The 16,605-nt window shown below is 42.1% G+C and carries 18 protein-coding genes and 2 other annotated features; of the genes, 3 read left to right on the top strand and 15 right to left on the bottom strand.

Features of this window, described 5'->3' with window-relative positions:
* Nucleotides 1-129 precede the first annotated feature (129 nt).
* Nucleotides 130-873: a TrmH family RNA methyltransferase gene (locus tag AAZR19_RS04270; protein WP_076840314.1), complete on the bottom strand. Its 744-nt coding sequence runs from the start codon at nt 871-873 to the stop codon at nt 130-132.
* Between the two features lie 113 nt (nt 874-986).
* On the opposite strand from AAZR19_RS04270, the gene sspI reads away from it, so the two are divergent.
* Entirely contained in the window at nt 987-1,208 is a 222-nt protein-coding gene (gene sspI, locus AAZR19_RS04265) for a small acid-soluble spore protein SspI (protein WP_024425725.1), read from the top strand.
* Nucleotides 1,209-1,250: 42 nt separating this feature from the next.
* Here the strand turns inward: sspI and cstA are convergent, their stop codons facing one another.
* Together cstA and AAZR19_RS04255 are read right to left on the bottom strand one after the other, a co-directional pair.
* Complete coding sequence (gene cstA / locus AAZR19_RS04260) at nt 1,251-3,047, bottom strand: carbon starvation protein CstA (RefSeq protein WP_041086552.1); 1,797 nt, start codon at nt 3,045-3,047, stop codon at nt 1,251-1,253.
* A 346-nt stretch (nt 3,048-3,393) separates the two neighbouring features.
* The gene (locus AAZR19_RS04255) at nt 3,394-4,482 is read right to left on the bottom strand and encodes a M42 family metallopeptidase (protein WP_024425723.1); all 1,089 of its coding nucleotides are present in this window, start codon (nt 4,480-4,482) and stop codon (nt 3,394-3,396) included.
* Nucleotides 4,483-4,661: 179 nt separating this feature from the next.
* Between AAZR19_RS04255 and AAZR19_RS04250 the strand changes: the two genes are divergently transcribed.
* Nucleotides 4,662-5,066: a hypothetical protein gene (locus tag AAZR19_RS04250; RefSeq protein ID WP_024426127.1), complete on the top strand. Its 405-nt coding sequence runs from the start codon at nt 4,662-4,664 to the stop codon at nt 5,064-5,066.
* Nucleotides 5,067-5,083: 17 nt separating this feature from the next.
* Here the strand turns inward: AAZR19_RS04250 and AAZR19_RS04245 are convergent, their stop codons facing one another.
* The 8 genes from AAZR19_RS04245 to AAZR19_RS04210 form a co-directional block, all read right to left on the bottom strand.
* Nucleotides 5,084-5,350 carry a DUF1294 domain-containing protein gene (locus AAZR19_RS04245; protein WP_034279690.1) on the bottom strand — a complete coding sequence of 89 codons (267 nt, stop codon included), beginning with the start codon at nt 5,348-5,350 and terminating at the stop codon, nt 5,084-5,086.
* A gap of 63 nt (nt 5,351-5,413) precedes the next feature.
* Nucleotides 5,414-5,773: a 50S ribosomal protein L20 gene (gene rplT / locus AAZR19_RS04240; RefSeq protein WP_007501659.1), complete on the bottom strand. Its 360-nt coding sequence runs from the start codon at nt 5,771-5,773 to the stop codon at nt 5,414-5,416.
* A gap of 31 nt (nt 5,774-5,804) precedes the next feature.
* The gene (gene rpmI, locus AAZR19_RS04235; protein ID WP_003216324.1) at nt 5,805-6,005 is read right to left on the bottom strand and encodes a 50S ribosomal protein L35; all 201 of its coding nucleotides are present in this window, start codon (nt 6,003-6,005) and stop codon (nt 5,805-5,807) included.
* A gap of 24 nt (nt 6,006-6,029) precedes the next feature.
* The gene (infC, locus tag AAZR19_RS04230) at nt 6,030-6,545 is read right to left on the bottom strand and encodes a translation initiation factor IF-3 (protein WP_024425720.1); all 516 of its coding nucleotides are present in this window, start codon (nt 6,543-6,545) and stop codon (nt 6,030-6,032) included.
* Between the two features lie 71 nt (nt 6,546-6,616).
* Nucleotides 6,617-6,748 (bottom strand) — a sequence feature (ribosomal protein L20 leader region).
* A gap of 128 nt (nt 6,749-6,876) precedes the next feature.
* The gene (gene lrgB / locus AAZR19_RS04225) at nt 6,877-7,572 is read right to left on the bottom strand and encodes an antiholin-like protein LrgB (protein ID WP_024425719.1); all 696 of its coding nucleotides are present in this window, start codon (nt 7,570-7,572) and stop codon (nt 6,877-6,879) included.
* A gap of 14 nt (nt 7,573-7,586) precedes the next feature.
* Nucleotides 7,587-8,030 (bottom strand): antiholin-like murein hydrolase modulator LrgA, encoded by a 444-nt coding sequence (gene lrgA / locus AAZR19_RS04220; protein WP_041107196.1) that lies wholly within the window; start codon nt 8,028-8,030, stop codon nt 7,587-7,589.
* 137 nt (nt 8,031-8,167) lie between these two features.
* A complete protein-coding gene (locus AAZR19_RS04215; protein ID WP_076840313.1) occupies nt 8,168-8,905 on the bottom strand; it encodes a LytR/AlgR family response regulator transcription factor in 738 nt (245 codons plus the stop codon).
* Nucleotides 8,902-10,659 (bottom strand): sensor histidine kinase, encoded by a 1,758-nt coding sequence (locus tag AAZR19_RS04210; protein ID WP_076840312.1) that lies wholly within the window; start codon nt 10,657-10,659, stop codon nt 8,902-8,904. Before AAZR19_RS04210 ends, AAZR19_RS04215 begins: the two co-directional genes overlap by 4 nt.
* Nucleotides 10,660-10,835: 176 nt before the next feature.
* Between AAZR19_RS04210 and AAZR19_RS04205 the strand changes: the two genes are divergently transcribed.
* Complete coding sequence (locus AAZR19_RS04205) at nt 10,836-11,615, top strand: HAD family hydrolase (protein WP_434702393.1); 780 nt, start codon at nt 10,836-10,838, stop codon at nt 11,613-11,615.
* 52 nt (nt 11,616-11,667) lie between these two features.
* Here the strand turns inward: AAZR19_RS04205 and AAZR19_RS04200 are convergent, their stop codons facing one another.
* The 4 genes from AAZR19_RS04200 to AAZR19_RS04185 form a co-directional block, all read right to left on the bottom strand.
* Complete coding sequence (locus AAZR19_RS04200; RefSeq protein ID WP_076840310.1) at nt 11,668-12,588, bottom strand: methyl-accepting chemotaxis protein; 921 nt, start codon at nt 12,586-12,588, stop codon at nt 11,668-11,670.
* Nucleotides 12,589-12,744: 156 nt separating this feature from the next.
* Entirely contained in the window at nt 12,745-14,685 is a 1,941-nt protein-coding gene (gene thrS / locus AAZR19_RS04195) for a threonine--tRNA ligase (RefSeq protein WP_024426134.1), read from the bottom strand.
* A gap of 45 nt (nt 14,686-14,730) precedes the next feature.
* Nucleotides 14,731-14,978: a binding site (T-box leader), on the bottom strand.
* Nucleotides 14,979-15,021: 43 nt separating this feature from the next.
* On the bottom strand, nt 15,022-15,891 hold the full coding sequence (ytxC, locus tag AAZR19_RS04190) for a putative sporulation protein YtxC (protein ID WP_041107203.1): 870 nt from the start codon (nt 15,889-15,891) through the stop codon (nt 15,022-15,024).
* A gap of 60 nt (nt 15,892-15,951) precedes the next feature.
* Nucleotides 15,952-16,590: a TVP38/TMEM64 family protein gene (locus tag AAZR19_RS04185; protein WP_034280725.1), complete on the bottom strand. Its 639-nt coding sequence runs from the start codon at nt 16,588-16,590 to the stop codon at nt 15,952-15,954.
* Nucleotides 16,591-16,605 lie beyond the last annotated feature (15 nt).

Raw genomic sequence — 16,605 nt, 5'->3', positions numbered from 1 at the left:
CATTCCTTAAATGCACTTTCAGTCTACGATGCATTCTCCCTAAAAGGCCGCTTCTTGAAACAATCTTCCTCTATCATGGTTTTTAAAATATTAGTTTTATTATAGTGAAAATAAACGCATGTTGCAACATTATCCACGCAAATGATAAACAAGAACAGCGGCTGCAACAGCTACATTTAATGATTCTGCCTGCCCATACATTGGTACATATAAATTTTGGTCTGTCATTTGCAGAATCTCTGGGTCAATACCAGCCCCTTCATTTCCAACAATTAATGCAAACGGACCTTCTGCCGTTACGTTTTTATACTCTTTCGCATCTTTTAAGGCACTTCCGTATACAGGTATGCCTCGTTCTTTCAGCTCCGTGATCGCCTGTTGAAGAGTTTGCTTTAAGATAGGCAGGTGAAAATGAGACCCTTGTGCCGAACGGAGCGTTTTTCCGTTAAACGCATCAACTGTTCCTTCTCCTACGATCACGGCATCAAGGCCAGCGGCATCTGCTGTTCGAATGAGTGTGCCTAAATTCCCCGGGTCCTGTACTGCGTCTAATAAAAGAAGCCGTTCAACCTTCTTTTCTTCAAAAACAGGAACTGTACAGACTGCGGCAATGTGCTGAGGCGTTTCTGTTTCTGTCATGGCAGAAAAGGCCTCTTCGCTCAGTTCATAAAGCTCAATGTCTGGCTGGATATGAGAAGGAAGCATATCGGGCGAGGTGACCATTAATTCCTTCACGATCCCGCTCTTTAATGCTTCTTCGACTAAATGTATTCCCTCAACGAGAAACAGCCCCGTTTTCGTTCGTTCTTTTTTCGTATGGAGCTTCTTCCACTGTTTAATGTTTGTGTTTTTAGCTGATTCTATATATTTCAAGCGACGTTAACTCCTTTAATTATCATGAATTTATTATATCTCATGCACACTACATAATAAACCTGTCTTTGAGACAGAATAGGGCTATTACCATCAAAAAAGGAGTGTGGGCAATGGATTTTAATTTAAGAGGCGCAGTCATTCAAAACATTACTGGCCATAATCAAGAACAGCTTGAGCATACGATTTTAGATGCTATTCAAAGTGGCGAGGAAAAAATGTTGCCAGGCCTTGGCGTGTTGTTCGAAGTGCTATGGCAAGAAGCATCAGAAAACGAGAAAAATGAGATCCTTGAAACATTAGAACAAGGCTTAAAGCCTCAGCAGCAGCAATAAAAGAAGCCGGTTTGCTTATAAAAGCAAGCCGGCCTTTTTCATTTAGCCAGTGATAGGCGTTTCCATTCGAAGCGCTGGATCACGCCAGATTTCAACCCATTTTTTCATCGCAAACACAATAATCACAAATCCTAAGATCAGCATAATGATCGAAAGCACCGCATTCAGCACGCTGTAACCGGATGCTTCAGGATTGAGATATACATTCGCTACCATCCAATAGCCTGCATAATTCACCGTCACATATAAGTAAGCAAGCGGAATTAAACAAGTCAGCATATATCGCCTTTTATCTGCAATTTTTAATACAACGGTTGCCCCAATGATTAAACCAACCGAGGCCATTAACTGATTTGAAACCCCAAACAGCGCCCAAATAGACCCGATGTCTCCTGAATAAAGTAAGTATCCCCACATAAAACAAGCAAGCGCACTTGCAAACACCGAACCAGGTACCCAGTCAGTTCGTTTAAGCGGTTTATATGCTTCACCTAAGAAGTCTTGAATCAAGTAGCGTGCCACACGTGTCCCCGCATCAATAGCAGTTAAAATAAAGACAGCCTCAAACATAATGACGAACTGGAAGAAGTAAGAAGCCAAATGACTAAAGAACGGAATCCCCGTAAAGATATACGCCATCCCTACCGCCAATGTCACGGCACCACCCGTTCTTCCTTCTAAGTCAAGGCCGATTTCCTTACTCAGCTGTGGAAGGTTTTCGACACTCATACCGAGTGTTCGGAACACTTCTGGTGTACTGTTTATCGCAAAATAATCTCCTGGATGCAGGGCCGTAGCCGCAATTAAAGCCATAATCCCAACTAAACATTCCACAAGCATTGCGCCAAACGCAACAGGCTTCATATCACTCCAGCGGTCCAGCATCTTAGGCGTTGTCCCAGAACCAACAAATGCGTGGAAACCAGAGATCGCACCGCAAGCAATGGTAATCGAAATAAATGGCCAGACAGGACCAGCTAATACAGGTCCTCCTCCATTCACAAACTCTGTAAACGCCGGGAATTGAATGGACGGATTCACGACAAAGATTCCAGCAATCAGCGCAATGAATACACCAATTTTCATAAAACTACTTAAATAGTCCCTCGGTGCAAGCAGCAGCCAAACTGGCAGAGCCGCAGCAAAAAAGGCATAGATCGGCAGGGCAAGAGCAAGCGTTTTTGTATCAAGTGTTAAAAAATCACCTAGTGCCGTTCCTTGAATATTTGGCCCAAGGAATACACCGAACATCAGCAAAATAAATCCTGCAGATGTCGCCAGCTTTAAATTGCCTGTTTTTTTATAATACAGACCAACCCCCATTGCAATCGGAATCGTGATTCCAACTGCAAATGTCCCCCAAGGGTTACGTTCTAAAGCATGAAGCACAACCATAGACAAACCTGCCATTGTGATGGTAATAATAAACAGCATCGCAAGCCCTGTACAAAAACCAGCAACAGGTCCCAGCTCTTCCTTCGCTACCTCTGATAATGATTTCCCCTTTTTTCGCATCGACGCAAATAAGACGACTAGATCATGTACAGCTCCGCCTATGACTGCACCAATTAAAAGCCAAAGGAGACCAGGTAAATATCCAAATTGAGCGGCTAAAATCGGACCCACTAACGGACCAGCAGCTGCAATCGCAGCAAAGTGATGCCCAAATGTAACCCATTTATTTGTCGGCACATAATCTTTCCCGTCCTCTAGCGTGTGAGCCGGTGTAGGATGATCATCTGTGACCTTTAATACCTTGACCATCATAAATGTGCCATAAAGACGATAGGCAATCGCTAAAATACACATAGATCCTATTACAATTGTAACCGCATTCATTTAACCATCCCCTTTGTATAAACAATTTGTTACAAATATAACATAAATTGATTGATTTTTCTTTCTTTTAAAACCAAGTTGACAAATAAGAATAATATGTTTATTCTTAAGGTAGCTTCACCTACTTCCATAAACTCTCTTTTGACAGGGCATTCTATGGCTCTGTCCTTTTTATTGCTTTCATCTTACAAAAATAAACGCTCGATCACATGTGCCTTATTCACTAGGAAATACACTCTCCTTTTACCAAAAATAGTTCTTTTGACTCACCTTGAAAACACCGTTCATTTCCTGGGAAATTCATTAAAAAAAGCCTTTCCCCTGTACTGAGGAAAGGCTTTCTTACTTAAGAACCGTACGTAATCTGTTCAACGGTTTTTTGATCAAGTCTTTTGATCACTTCTGTTAAAAGCTTCACTGCATTTTCATAATCATCTCGGTGAATCATTGCGGCATGGGTATGAATATATCTGCTCGGAATCCCGATAGATAGTGATGGAACTCCATGACCTGTTAAATGAATACCGCCAGCATCTGTCCCGCCGCCAGGCATTGAGTCATATTGATAAGGAATGTTCAGCTCATCAGCTGTTTGGACAACAAAATCACGAAGTCCTTTATGAGAGACCATTGAAGCATCAAATACAACAATCGTTGGGCCTTTGCCAAGTTTGCTAGTTGCTTCTTTCTCAGTGATGCCCGGAGTATCTCCTGCTACACCTACATCAATGGCAAATCCAATATCAGGCTGAATCGTAGCCGCTGCTGTTTTAGCTCCGCGCAGGCCTACTTCCTCTTGGACAGTTGCGACGCTGTAAGCAATATTCTCATGCTGAGCATTATGCAAATTTTTCATGACATCAATGGCGACTGCACAGCCAATGCGGTTGTCCCATGCTTTTGCAAGGAGCATTTTTTCATCATTCATGACTGTAAATTCAAAGTAAGGAACGATTTGATCTCCAGGCAGCACGCCCCACTCCATTGCCTGTTCTTTGCTTGACGCCCCAATATCAATAAACATATCCGTAATCTCAATTGACTTTTTACGAGCTTCAGGTGACAAGACGTGTGGTGGCTTTGAACCAATTACCCCTGTGATCTCTCCCTTTTTCGTCACAATGGTGACACGCTGGGCGAGCATGACCTGTGACCACCAGCCGCCGACTGTTTGAAAACGAATGTAGCCTTTGTCATCAATTTTTGTCACCATGAATCCTACTTCATCTAAGTGACCTGCGAGCATAATTTTAGGTCCGTTAGCATTTCCTTCCTTTTTAGCGATCAAGCTGCCAAGGCGGTCTGTAGAGACTTCATCTGCATATGATTCTATGTATGTCTGCATGACTTTTTTGACATCACGTTCATTTCCTGGAATCCCTTTTGCATCCGTTAGGTCTTTCAGCATAGTTAATGTTTGATCGAGCTTTGTCATTCCATTTATCCTCCTTTATCTTCATGGTGCATTCTTATTATACAAAACCTCTTTCGTTCAATACGATCTTTTTATGAATATTTTTTCGTTTTACGAAATATTTTTTTAAAAAAAGTTGAAACCTTTTGGCGTTTTCATTCGTAGTACATCAGATAACGGTATTGGAGGTGCATCCTGTCATGTTTGTAATCCTCATGAGACTAGCTCTTGTTGCACTGCTTGTCTACATCTTCTACATGGCGGTAAAATTCTTCTCAAATCCGAGAAGAAAGCTGAAACAAGCACAATTAAAAGAAGGCTTTTATTTTATGGACGAACAGCAAAATGCGCGCAAAAATTTTAATTTCGTCTATAAAGGTGTCTTGTTTGAAGGGGAGAAGCATGTTCCTTCTAAGGATCATCCTCTGTTTGTCCACTCCATTTACGTTTGGACGGAGTCACCTGAGAAGCTGAGTGAATTTACATTAGAAGACTTTGAAAAACTGGAGGAAAACATTATCGAGCGTTATCCTCAAACAAAAATTGATTGGGATCAGCCCATCAAAAAAATCAAACAAAAAAAAGGAGCAGACACGCCGTCTTAATGGCGTCTGCTCCTTTTTCAAATAACTTGGATATATCCCAATAGGATCAACTGCAAAATAATTAATAAAGGCATGCCGATTTGAAAGGCGGGATGCTTTGTTTTATGCCGGAAATACTGCATTCCTAGATACGATCCGGCAGCGCCAAAAAGAACCGCAGCACTCCATAAATGTGCCTCTGAAATTCTCCATTTATGTGCTTTGGCCCGGCGTTTGTCTTCACCCATGAGAAAAAAGCCGTAGCCATTCACCAAAATAAGCAGCAGGATCAAAGCCATATTCATTCATTTCACCTCACATGATGAGAAAAAAAGATCACCCCTCGAAGGAATGATCTTTTATAAAACTTACTTGTCTAGTTGTGCTTTTGCAGCATCAGCAAGCTGATTGAATGCATTTAGGTCATTCACAGCAAGGTCAGCAAGCATTTTGCGGTTTACTTCGATACCAGAAAGCTTTAAGCCATGCATTAAACGGCTGTAAGAAAGACCGTTCATACGAGCTGCAGCGTTGATACGAGTGATCCATAGTTTACGGAAGTCACGTTTTTTCTGACGACGGTCACGGAAAGCGTAGTTTCCAGATTTCATCACCTGTTGGTTTGCTACTTTGTATAATCTATGTTTTGAACCGAAATAACCTTTTGCTAATTTAAGAACCTTTTTACGACGCTGACGCGACACAGTTCCGCCTTTTACTCTTGGCATTGTAATTCCCTCCTATGATTCCTATTCCAAATTACTTGATGTTTGCAAGTTGTTGTTTGATACGTTTGAAATCTCCAGCACTTACGATTGCGCTCTTACGCAATTTACGTTTTTGCTTTGTAGATTTGTTAGCGAACAAGTGACTTGTGTACGCATGAGAACGTTTAAGTTTACCAGAACCTGTTTTTTTGAAACGTTTAGCAGATCCGCGGTGAGTTTTCATTTTTGGCATTGGATGTTTCCTCCCTCTGTTACTTTACTTTTCGACTTTTGGTGCAAGCATGAGGAACATGCTGCGTCCGTCCATCTTAGGTTTTGTTTCTACTGTTGCTACTTCAGCGCAAGCTTCAGAGAAACGGTCTAACACGCGCTGTCCGATTTCTTTATGCGTAATCGCACGGCCTTTAAAGCGGATAGAAGCTTTCACTTTATCTCCCTTTTCAAGGAATTTGATTGCATTACGGAGCTTCGTGTTAAAATCATGTTCATCGATTGTCGGGCTCAACCGAACTTCTTTTAAGCTAATGATTTTTTGATTCTTACGTGCCTCTTTTTCCTTCTTCTGCTGTTCGAATCGGAACTTACCATAGTCCATGATTCGGCAAACAGGTGGTTTTGCATTTGCAGCAACTAACACAAGGTCAAGATTAGCTTTAGCAGCAATTTCCAGAGCTTCCTGGCGGGTTTTAATCCCAAGCTGATCGCCATTTTGTCCGATCAAACGAACTTCACGCGCACGAATACCTTCATTAACTAATTGATCTTTGCTAATAGTGAGCCACCTCCATGAGATTTTGAATTGAGTTCACAATTCATTTTGACCATTTCGTTGTATGTTTTACAGGCAAACAAAAAGTGTGGGCATATAAAACACCCACACTGCGAACATTTGCATGAAAAAATAAATGTACGGTCAACCTGTCAACTACAAACATGTGTCAATCAGGTGAGAAGCGGGTGCTTCTGCTTGTGATATCTATTCAATTCGTTAACTATTCTACACAATTTTCATTTGTCCGTCAAGTAACCGAACTCTTGAAACAACTTTTTCAGTTTAACATGATGAGACGAATTGGGCAAGACTTTTTCACACCATGACGCCATCAAAGAATCAACTGCATAAAGATTGGGATGACGATAACGGTCACAACTCCTACGACTACAACGGCGATACTTGCCATCGCTGCTTCTACTTCTCCCATCTCAATTCCAACAGAAACCCCAAGCGCATGTCCTGATGTACCAAGTGCAAGACCTTTTGCCACTGGGTTTTTAATGCGAAACAATTTTAAGAAGAAAGCACCTAGTGCATAGACAATGACAGCATTAAATATGACCGCAAAGGCTGTGATATCTGCGATTCCGCCAATATCCTTTGCAATTGGAAGAGCAATCGCTGTTGTCGCTGCTTGTGGAAGCATGCTTTTCATCACAGCCGCATCTAAATGAATTCCTTTTGCTACGAGATATACGATCGTAATAGAACAAAGTGAACCTACAAAAATAGCAGATAAAATTTGCCACCAATATTTTTTAAGCAAAGCTCTCTGCTTATAAAGCGGGATAGCGAAAGCAATCGTGGCAGGCTCTAAGAAAAATTTGATAATCTTGCCGCCCTCATTATAATCTGCGTAGGAAAAACCGCCAACTTTCAAAAATAAAATGCCTAGTACCATCGCCACAAACAGCGGGGTGAACAAGAAGAAGCCTTTTGATTTTTTAAATAAGAATGTCCCTATTCCAAAAGCGACCAATGAGACAACAATGCCAAAATAAGGGCTCATCGTACTTGTACCCATTTTGCATCTCTCCTTTAATGCGTACTTGAAGCTGGTTTATTTGAATGAGAAGGAGCAGATTGACTCTCCTTTGTCTCTTTACGTTTCTGCGGTCTTTCTGATAATTGCATGAGAAGCTGCGAAAACAGCCCTGTCGCTGCAAGTAGCATAATGGTTGCAATGATAATGACACCGACGACTTGCACACCCACTTCTTGCATGACACCTAATGATTGAATAACTGATATCCCAGAGGGAACAAACAGAAAGCTAATGAGTCCTGTCAATGATGTACCTAATTGCTCCACCTGCTCTAGTTTGACGATTTTCGTTGTTAACAAAACAAATAATAGAACCAAACCAATGACGGATGCGGGCATCGGAATCGGTAAATACATTGAAATGAGATTAGAAACGAACATTACGGTTGCAAAAATAAATGCTTGAGATAGAAACCCATATACTTTCGTGGCACTCATGCCCCTTCACCTCTTTCTTCGACTGCCATCAGTATAAGCCATGAAATAAACAAATGAAGCGTTTACAATGAAACTCGCTGGATTCAATGACTGAAATGCAAAAAACGAGTATTGAAATACAAACAAAAAAAGCCCTCCTACTCTAGCAGGAGCGACTTCTTTAATTCTTTCGCATATGTACGGCTGACAGGAATGATGGACCCGTCTGTCATATGCAGATTATACGTCGAATTAAACCACGGCTGTACTTCTTTCATATGAGAGGTATTCACGATATAGCTGCGATGGACCCTCATAAAGTAAGCCTCAGGAAGTTTCTTTTCAATGACCACAAGCGGTTCTGAGACCTCATACATATGATGCTTTGTTTTCACGACCTTTTTCCCCTCGCTGAGTCCTACATACATGATCTCTTCAATTTGCAGGATCACAATTGAGTCATCGACTGAGATCGCTAATTTTTGCTGGTGGGGCGCTTTCTCATCTGACAGCTGGTGCTCTTGCGTCTCAACAGATTTCCATTTTTTAAACTTCTGGATGGTCTGGAGCAGCCGCTCTTCATCAATTGGTTTTGTTAAGTAATCAAGCGCACTTACCTCAAACGCCTTCAGCGCATATTGATCAAAGGCTGTCGCAAATACAACCGCTGGCGGATCAGACATCCGGTTGAGCCTTTTGGCAATATCAAATCCGTTCTCACCAGATAAATCAATGTCTAAAAAGAGCAGATCCGGCTTATGGTCGACCATCCGGTCAAAAGCAGATTCTATATTTTCTGCTTCCTCTATTTGAACATCCTCTTTCGTTCTTCGTAATAAGTATTTTAATTCATCTCTTGCTAACACTTCATCATCTACGATTAATACCTTCATCAATGAGAATCATCCTTTTTTACATAGTCCATCGGAATGCGAAATGAGATGTCAGTGCCTTGGTCACTATGAATGGATAAAGCGGCTTGTCTGCCAAAAATTCCTCTTAACCGCTGATCTAAATTAAAAAGGGCTGTCCCAGTTCCTTCTAGTGATTCGACAGGCGCTTTTAATAGCTGAGCCATCTTATCATCTTCAATCCCCTGTCCATTATCTGTCACTTTCATATAAACATGCCCATCTTTCATCAAAGCGGATACGATGACTTCACAATTCGTTTGATGTTTAGGAAAAGCATGTCTCACTGCATTTTCAACAAGCACCTGAAGCACAAAGGGCGGAATCATCACCTGCTCCAGCTCCTTTTCAATTTGAAAGGTCACATGGTACTTATTTGGAAACCTTGCTTGTTCAAGTGATAAATATGCCTCCACATGCTGAATTTCTTTATGCATTGGAATCAGCAGCTGGCGGGCACCTTGCATATTTGAACGAAAATAAATACTTAGCTGCAGCAGCAGCTTCCTTGCCATCTCCACATTGGTTCTGCATAAAACAGAGATGGTATTAATGGCGTTAAATAAAAAGTGCGGGTTCACTTGTGCTTGAAGTGCTTTGATCTCTGCATCTTTTAGCAGGCGGCTTTGCGTTTCCGCCTCCCCAAGCTCAAGCTGTGTGGAAAACAGCATCGCCAAACCTTCTGCAAGCTCCTCTTCCACCCTGCTTAATCCGACCGGAGAATTGAAATACATTTTTAACGTTCCAATCGTTTGGCCGTTAGAAGTGAGCGGCAGCACGATTGCGGCTTCAAGAGGGCAATGGGCGACTGAACAATTGATTTCGTCCTTCGAATGTGCCTTCATAATCTTGCCGCTCATCAATACTTGTTTCGACAGCCCTGTAATTAGGCTTTTAGATGGAATATGATGATCTGTTCCATCTCCGACATGCGCTAAAATCTTTTCTGTGTCTGTTAAGGAGACCGCATCTGTTTCAGTCAACCGATGAATGATCTCCGCCACACTTTTACATGACTGTTCATTTAACCCTTGGCGGAAAAAAGGCAGTGTTTGATCGGCGATCGAAAATACACGATGTGTCTGCATCGCTTTTGCCTGCTCTTCTTGCCGAATGACTGACTGTAAAATAGATAAAAAGATAAAGCTGCCGATTCCATTCACAAAGATCATCGGCAAAGCGATGATACTGACAAGCCCCCATGCATCCGCAAATGGCTTTGCAAACAGAAGGATAATGATCATCTGTAATGATTCCATCGCCACACCAAAAAGAGCTGCTTGGCGAGGTGTGACCATTCGATTCCTCCGCTTAAATCTGCTGCCGACATAGCCTGCAATGACACCCGCTAAAATGGAAGAAATCGCACAGCTGAGCGCCGTGCTTCCTCCTAGGGAATAGCGATGAATTCCAGCTAAAAGCCCTGCGCCAATCCCTACAAACGGCCCCCCGATCAAACCACCTATTTCGATCCCCATAATTCTCGTATTGGCGATAGAGCTTGACGAGCCAAGATGATAAGAAAACTCATGATTCATGACAATTTGCTGTTGGATTTCAATTCCTGTGTAATTGCTGATAATACTAAAAGAAGCAAAAATGAAGACAAGGATTGCCTTTTTCCGAAACCCTTGATTATGTAGCAATAGATTGCGAAAGCCCTTCACATGAGCAAGCACAAATCCTAAAATAACGATGATCCCCACACGCTCAATCATCATAATAATTAAATGAAGCAAACCAGCCACCTCGAATGATGTATGTCATATCTACTGTCTTTCTATTCTATCATGTGCGGTCAATGATCAAAGATCTCTCAAATCTTTTCTTTATCGCCCCCTTCTTCTATTGTAAAATGAACATGAGCCTGACACTTGCAATTGAAGGTAACACATACATAACAAGGGAGAAGATCATGAAAGCCGTATTTTTCGATTTAGATGATACTTTGCTTTGGGACGAAAAAAGCATTCACACAACTTTTCAGGAAACTTGCCGGGAAGCGGAAAAGAAATATGGACTTGATCCAGAATCGTTTGAACAGATTGTACGTGAAGAAGCTAGAAAGCTGTACTCTTCCTATGAAACATATGATTATACTGTCATGATCGGCATTAATCCTTTCGAAGGACTATGGTCCAATTTTAGTGAACCGATTAGCGAAGGCTTTCAGAAGCTGAACGCCATTGCACCAGAGTATCGTAAAAACGCTTGGACCAACGGCTTAAAGACAGCGGGAATTGACGATGAGGCATTTGGACAATATTTGGCTGATTTCTTTGCAGCAGAACGCAGAAAACGCCCATATGTCTATGAAGAAACATACCCTGTTTTAAACCGCCTGAAAGGCAGCTACGAATTGCTCCTTTTAACAAACGGAGATCCTAGCCTTCAAAAGGAAAAACTGGCAGGTGTTCCTGAGCTTGCCCCTTATTTTAACGAAATTGTGATTTCAGGAGATTATGGAAAAGGCAAACCCGATCCTGGTATCTTTGAGCATTGCCTTGAGCTGTTAAACTTAACAAAAGACGAAGTGATCATGGTTGGAGATAATCCAAAAACAGATATTCTCGGCGCATCTCGCGTTGGTATCCAAACGGTTTGGATCAATCGCCATGACAAGAAAAATGAAACAGATGTGATGCCTGATTACAAAATCAAAGACTTACATGAATTGTTTGATATATTAAAATAGAACAAAAAACACCCTTCTCCTGACGAGATTGGGTGTTTTTGTATTCTTAGAGCTAAATGATTGCCGCTAGACTTTGCGCTTGCCGGTCTAAGCCGCGTGCTGCTTCTCCTACAATAATGAATTCCTCACTTGCCTGCTTTACAAGATCCCGGTTAGTAAACACGGTTGTCTTTGCCCGGCTTGTTCCGCTGCTGACTTTCTCTACTTCTGCATGGATCGCCTTCACATATTGATCTACCTTGACGATCGCTTCTTTTGAATTTGTCGCTAGCTTTCGAATTTCTGCTGCCACTACACTAAAGCCATTTCCATAGGAACCCGCATGTGCCGCTTCTATTGCCGCATTTAAGGCGAGCAACTGGGTTTGTGAAGAAATGCTGTTAATGCTTGCAGCAATGGAGCTGATGGACTCTACCTGCTCGGTTAATCCTTTTAGCAAGCTCATATTTTGATCGGTTTCGTTTGCTATATGATCAAAGGAGGCATTGACACTTTGACTATGCTGAATGCCAACTTCTGCTCGTTCCATTAATTTTGCAGACATCTCCTTTAAGTCTTCTACGACTTGCTTCATTGTATGTTCTCTCTCCGTAATATCTGTTGCCACTTTCACAACACCCACTACAGTTCCTTCTTCATCTTGAACAGGTGAATATGTCGCTTCAAGCCATAAGGTGCTGCCGTTTTTTGTGATCCGCTGCACTTTTTCCTGAAAGACTTGACCTTCTCTCAAACGCTTCCAAAACATGTGATAGCTCGTGTGTTCGGTAATATGCGGAGGACAGAACTGTCTATGTTTAAGACCGATCATCTCTTCTTTAGAATATCCCATGGCTTTTGCAAAAATATCGTTCACCCATAGAACTTCACCTGTCACATTAAATTCAATCATTGCCAGCGAGTGCTCTAATGCACGAAGAACAGCTGATTGCTTCAATACATGTGACGATAAATTGTTTGTTGTTTGCATCATCGCTTTCATTCCCCCAATTTGTCTCGAACCAATAGTACATACTTACCCTTACTTTTGTACTATCTAAACGTCTCTTTTTAGGAATTGGATCACTAGTGGAGGTGTTCTCCAAAAAGAAAAAGCCAGTGACCTAAAGAGAATCACTGGCTGTGCTTATTATTTCTTTGCTTCTGCTACTGCATGTTTCACAAAGGCTTCAAGATCCATTGTTTCTGAATCTTGTTCCCCGTATTTTCTTACATTGACAGCGCCATTTTCTGCTTCTTGATCTCCGACGACAAGCATGTACGGAATCTTTTGCATTTGCGCTTCTCTAATTTTGTACCCAATTTTTTCATCGCGGCTGTCAAGCTCTACACGAAGACCTTCAAGCTGCAAACGTTCTTGTACTTTTTTCGCATAGTCTAAATGAACAGACGGTGAAACTGGGATGACTTGGAATTGTACAGGTGCCAGCCATGTTGGAAGGGCTCCTTTGTACTCTTCAATTAAGAAGGCAACAAAGCGTTCCATTGTAGAAACAACGCCCCTATGAATGACGACTGGACGATGGTGCTTTCCATCTTCTCCGATATATGTGAGATCAAAGCGTTCTGGTAGTAAGAAATCAAGCTGTACAGTGGATAATGTCTCTTCTTTTCCAAGAGCTGTCTTCACTTGTACATCAAGCTTCGGCCCATAAAATGCCGCTTCGCCTTCAGCTTCATAGTAGTCGTGACCAAGCTCGTCCATTGCATCCTTCAGCATCGATTGTGCTTTATTCCACATCGCATCGTCATCGAAATACTTCTCAGTATCTTCTGGATCACGATAAGATAAGCGGAATGTGTAGTCATTCAAGCCAAAGTCTTGATACACTTCTTCAATTAAGCGAACTGTACGGATGAACTCGTCTTTGATTTGATCTGGACGAACAAAGATGTGTGCATCGTTTAATGTCATACCGCGAACACGCTGAAGGCCGGATAAAGCACCTGACATTTCATAGCGGTGCATTGTACCAAGCTCTGCAATACGAATTGGCAATTCGCGATAGCTGTGCGGCTCGTTTTTGTAAATCATCATATGATGCGGACAGTTCATCGGACGAAGAACAAGATCTTCGTTGTCCATTTCCATTACTGGGAACATGTCTTCTTGATAATGCGCCCAGTGTCCTGATGTTTTATACAATTCAACACTCGCAAGAACTGGTGTGTACACATGTTCATAGCCAAGACGCACTTCTTTATCGACAATGTAACGCTCAATGACGCGGCGGATTGTAGCGCCTTTTGGCAGCCAAAGCGGAAGACCTTGACCAACCTTTTGGGAATTCGCAAACAGTTTCAGCTCTTTTCCAAGCTTACGGTGATCGCGTTCTTTCGCTTCTTCCAGCAGACGTAAGTGCTCATTTAAATCTTCTTTGCTGAAGAAAGCTGTTCCGTAAATACGCTGAAGCATTTGGTTGTTACTGTCACCTCTCCAGTATGCACCGGCAAGGCTTAACAGTTTAAACTCTTTGATTTTCCCTGTAGACGGCAAGTGAATCCCGCGGCAGAGGTCAAAGAATTCACCCTGCTCATAAATCGTCACAGCTTCACCTTCTGGAATCGCCTCTAACAGTTCAAGCTTCAATTCATCACCAATCGCTTCAAAGCGTTTTTTCGCTTCTTCTCTTGATACTTCAATTCGCTCAATTGGCAGATTGCTGTTAATGATTTTCTTCATTTCTTTTTCAATCTTTGGTAAGTCTTCAGGTGTGATGGCAACATCAATGTCCACATCGTAGTAGAAACCATTTTCGATGACAGGACCTACGCCAAACTGAACGTGATGCTCTTTTCCATACAGGCGTTTGATCGCCTGCGCTAGCAAATGTGCTGTGCTGTGGCGCATAATATCGAGTGCTTCTTCACTTTTATCTGTGATGATCTCGATTGTTCCACTTTCTAATAGCGGCGTACGCAGATCTATTTCTTTACCGTTCAATTTACCGGCAAGTGCTTTTTTCTTTAGGCCCGGGCTAATTGATGCCGCGATGTCTTCTGTTGTAGCTGTTTTGTCAAACTCCTTGACTGCTCCATCTGGAAATGTAAGTTGAATTTGTTCTGACATCTCTGGTCACTCCTTTTTTTGGCAATATAAAAACCCCGCCCCCTGGAAAGGGACGAGGTTGAATAAACGGAATCGTGGTTCCACCCTTTTTCCCGTATTTGCAGCTTGCTTTTTCATAAGCAAATACGGCTTGTGTTTCGATAACGGGAATTCCCGTCAGCCATTACTAAAAAGTTCACAGCTGATGTTCAAAGGTGGTAAAGCAAATGGTCCTCTGCTAGGAAGCTTTCAGCCGCGGCTTCCCTCTCTTTAAGCGGGTGTTCATTTGTTCATGTCCTTATCAATACGGTCTCTGTATGAAGTTACACCGTATTATAAAACGTTTTTTCGTGAAAATCAAGAAAGCTTTTCACTTTTCTTGTTGAAATGAGCATGTACAAATTGAACATTCTGCTCTTGGAATGAATGAGACGGGAACACCTCAACTCTTTCTTGAAAAATATTTTGAATGGTTTGCACCATCGAGTGACCTGTATCATTTGTAAATAGGTCAATTTTTTGCGGTGCAATGGAAACAAGCGGTGCAATCAGCTGCGAATCAATATACATTGGATGCTCTCTTACAAACTGTCTGTCTATGTATTGTTTTTGATCACGGTCAGAAGCGTAGCGAAATTCCCAAATCACCAGGCGGTCCTGATGCACAACATGTACTTTTTCGAGCCTAGGCTCTCTTGCCATCACATAGTCTCGAAGCGATTGAATGAAATTTTGATACTCCTGCTCCATTTTGTATTCTTCAATGGACACTTCAACATAGTTCTTCAGCCTTCGGTCATACTCTGACAGCCTAAATGTCATAAATGAACCAATTGAAAAAACACCTTGCTGTAAAGAAATCGCCTCAAGCTCCTTTTTTAAAAGGGCTTCTCTTGACGGGTCTTGCTGAATGCCGGGAATATCATCTAAGTCCCCGTTCATGATACTGTGTGCGATGGAAAGAATTTGGTGCTGCTCTTCGGGATCTTTAAACAAATAGGTGTTTTCAAGGATGCTGCGCATGCGCTCATTTTCTTTGCATTCCAAAAAAAAGTGAACCAATAATGGCCGCACAATGTGCTCAAGTGCTTCTTCGGATTCCTTCGCCTCTATGAGAAGCCGGTCTTTCCCTTGTTGAATTGACATGTGATGCCGACTGTCCAAGTGTTCAGCAAGATGTAAAAAAGCGGCGGTATCATATTCATCTTCAAAGATTATTTCAAGCATGTTTGTCCCCCCTAACGACATCTGTTACATATATATGGGGGGAACATAAAAAATAGACGCCTAAAATAAATCAGGCATCTTTCTTTTTAAAATGAGTGGAACAGAGATAAAGATCAAATAAATCAAACAAACAACCGCTAAGGCAGCATAATTGCCGCTGACAAAGCTTGAGCCGAGAACATTTAACGCAATTGTACCCGGTATTAAGCCTAAAAAGGTGGCTGCCACAAATGCACGATAATTTGCACGTGAAGCAGCTGCCGCATAGCTGACAAAATCAAAGTGAATCGGTGCAATACGCAATAACAAAATATAAAGAAATCCATGCTCCTGTATGCGGGACGTCACCGCTTTCAGCTTCCGGCTGTTTGATTCCGTTTCCTTCTTTTTTGCACGAAAGGTTGAAGCAATCATGAAAGAGCCTGTTGCCCCGGCTGTCGCTCCAATGAGGGCATAAATCGTCCCAAGGACACTGCCGAATGCCAAACCTGCTGCCAGGGAAAAGACCGTAATCGGGACGAGAACAAACGGGCGGAAAAGAGATAGGAAAAGAAAAACAAAAGGAGCCAGCATCCCAAATTGAAGCACCCAATTCTTCACATCTTTCGGCGCCAGCTGAAGATGCTGTTTATTCAGCCACCACAGCGCAGCAGCAAGAATGCCAATCACAAGAAAAAGCAGCCATTTTCTTTTGTTCATTTCATTTGCTCCTCC

The organism is Bacillus sp. Je.9.29.b, assembly GCF_051129925.1.
Taxonomy (GTDB): Bacteria; Bacillota; Bacilli; order Bacillales; family Bacillaceae; genus Bacillus; species Bacillus safensis.
This window is presented reverse-complemented; position numbering and strand designations above follow the sequence as displayed.

What these genes read in the sequence shown, in the direction of transcription:
- AAZR19_RS04250 (WP_024426127.1), top strand. Translation starts at nt 4,662, where the DNA reads ATGTTTGTAATCCTCATGAGACTAGCTCTTGTTGCACTGCTTGTCTAC.
- rplT (WP_007501659.1), bottom strand. Translation starts at nt 5,773, where the DNA reads ATGCCAAGAGTAAAAGGCGGAACTGTGTCGCGTCAGCGTCGTAAAAAG.
- AAZR19_RS04205 (WP_434702393.1), top strand. Translation starts at nt 10,836, where the DNA reads ATGAAAGCCGTATTTTTCGATTTAGATGATACTTTGCTTTGGGACGAA.
- rpmI (WP_003216324.1), bottom strand. Translation starts at nt 6,005, where the DNA reads ATGCCAAAAATGAAAACTCACCGCGGATCTGCTAAACGTTTCAAAAAA.
- thrS (WP_024426134.1), bottom strand. Translation starts at nt 14,685, where the DNA reads ATGTCAGAACAAATTCAACTTACATTTCCAGATGGAGCAGTCAAGGAG.
- ytxC (WP_041107203.1), bottom strand. Translation starts at nt 15,891, where the DNA reads ATGCTTGAAATAATCTTTGAAGATGAATATGATACCGCCGCTTTTTTA.
- lrgB (WP_024425719.1), bottom strand. Translation starts at nt 7,572, where the DNA reads ATGGGTACAAGTACGATGAGCCCTTATTTTGGCATTGTTGTCTCATTG.
- AAZR19_RS04245 (WP_034279690.1), bottom strand. Translation starts at nt 5,350, where the DNA reads ATGAATATGGCTTTGATCCTGCTGCTTATTTTGGTGAATGGCTACGGC.
- AAZR19_RS04185 (WP_034280725.1), bottom strand. Translation starts at nt 16,590, where the DNA reads ATGAACAAAAGAAAATGGCTGCTTTTTCTTGTGATTGGCATTCTTGCT.
- AAZR19_RS04255 (WP_024425723.1), bottom strand. Translation starts at nt 4,482, where the DNA reads ATGACAAAGCTCGATCAAACATTAACTATGCTGAAAGACCTAACGGAT.
- lrgA (WP_041107196.1), bottom strand. Translation starts at nt 8,030, where the DNA reads ATGAGTGCCACGAAAGTATATGGGTTTCTATCTCAAGCATTTATTTTT.
- sspI (WP_024425725.1), top strand. Translation starts at nt 987, where the DNA reads ATGGATTTTAATTTAAGAGGCGCAGTCATTCAAAACATTACTGGCCAT.
- cstA (WP_041086552.1), bottom strand. Translation starts at nt 3,047, where the DNA reads ATGAATGCGGTTACAATTGTAATAGGATCTATGTGTATTTTAGCGATT.
- AAZR19_RS04200 (WP_076840310.1), bottom strand. Translation starts at nt 12,588, where the DNA reads ATGATGCAAACAACAAACAATTTATCGTCACATGTATTGAAGCAATCA.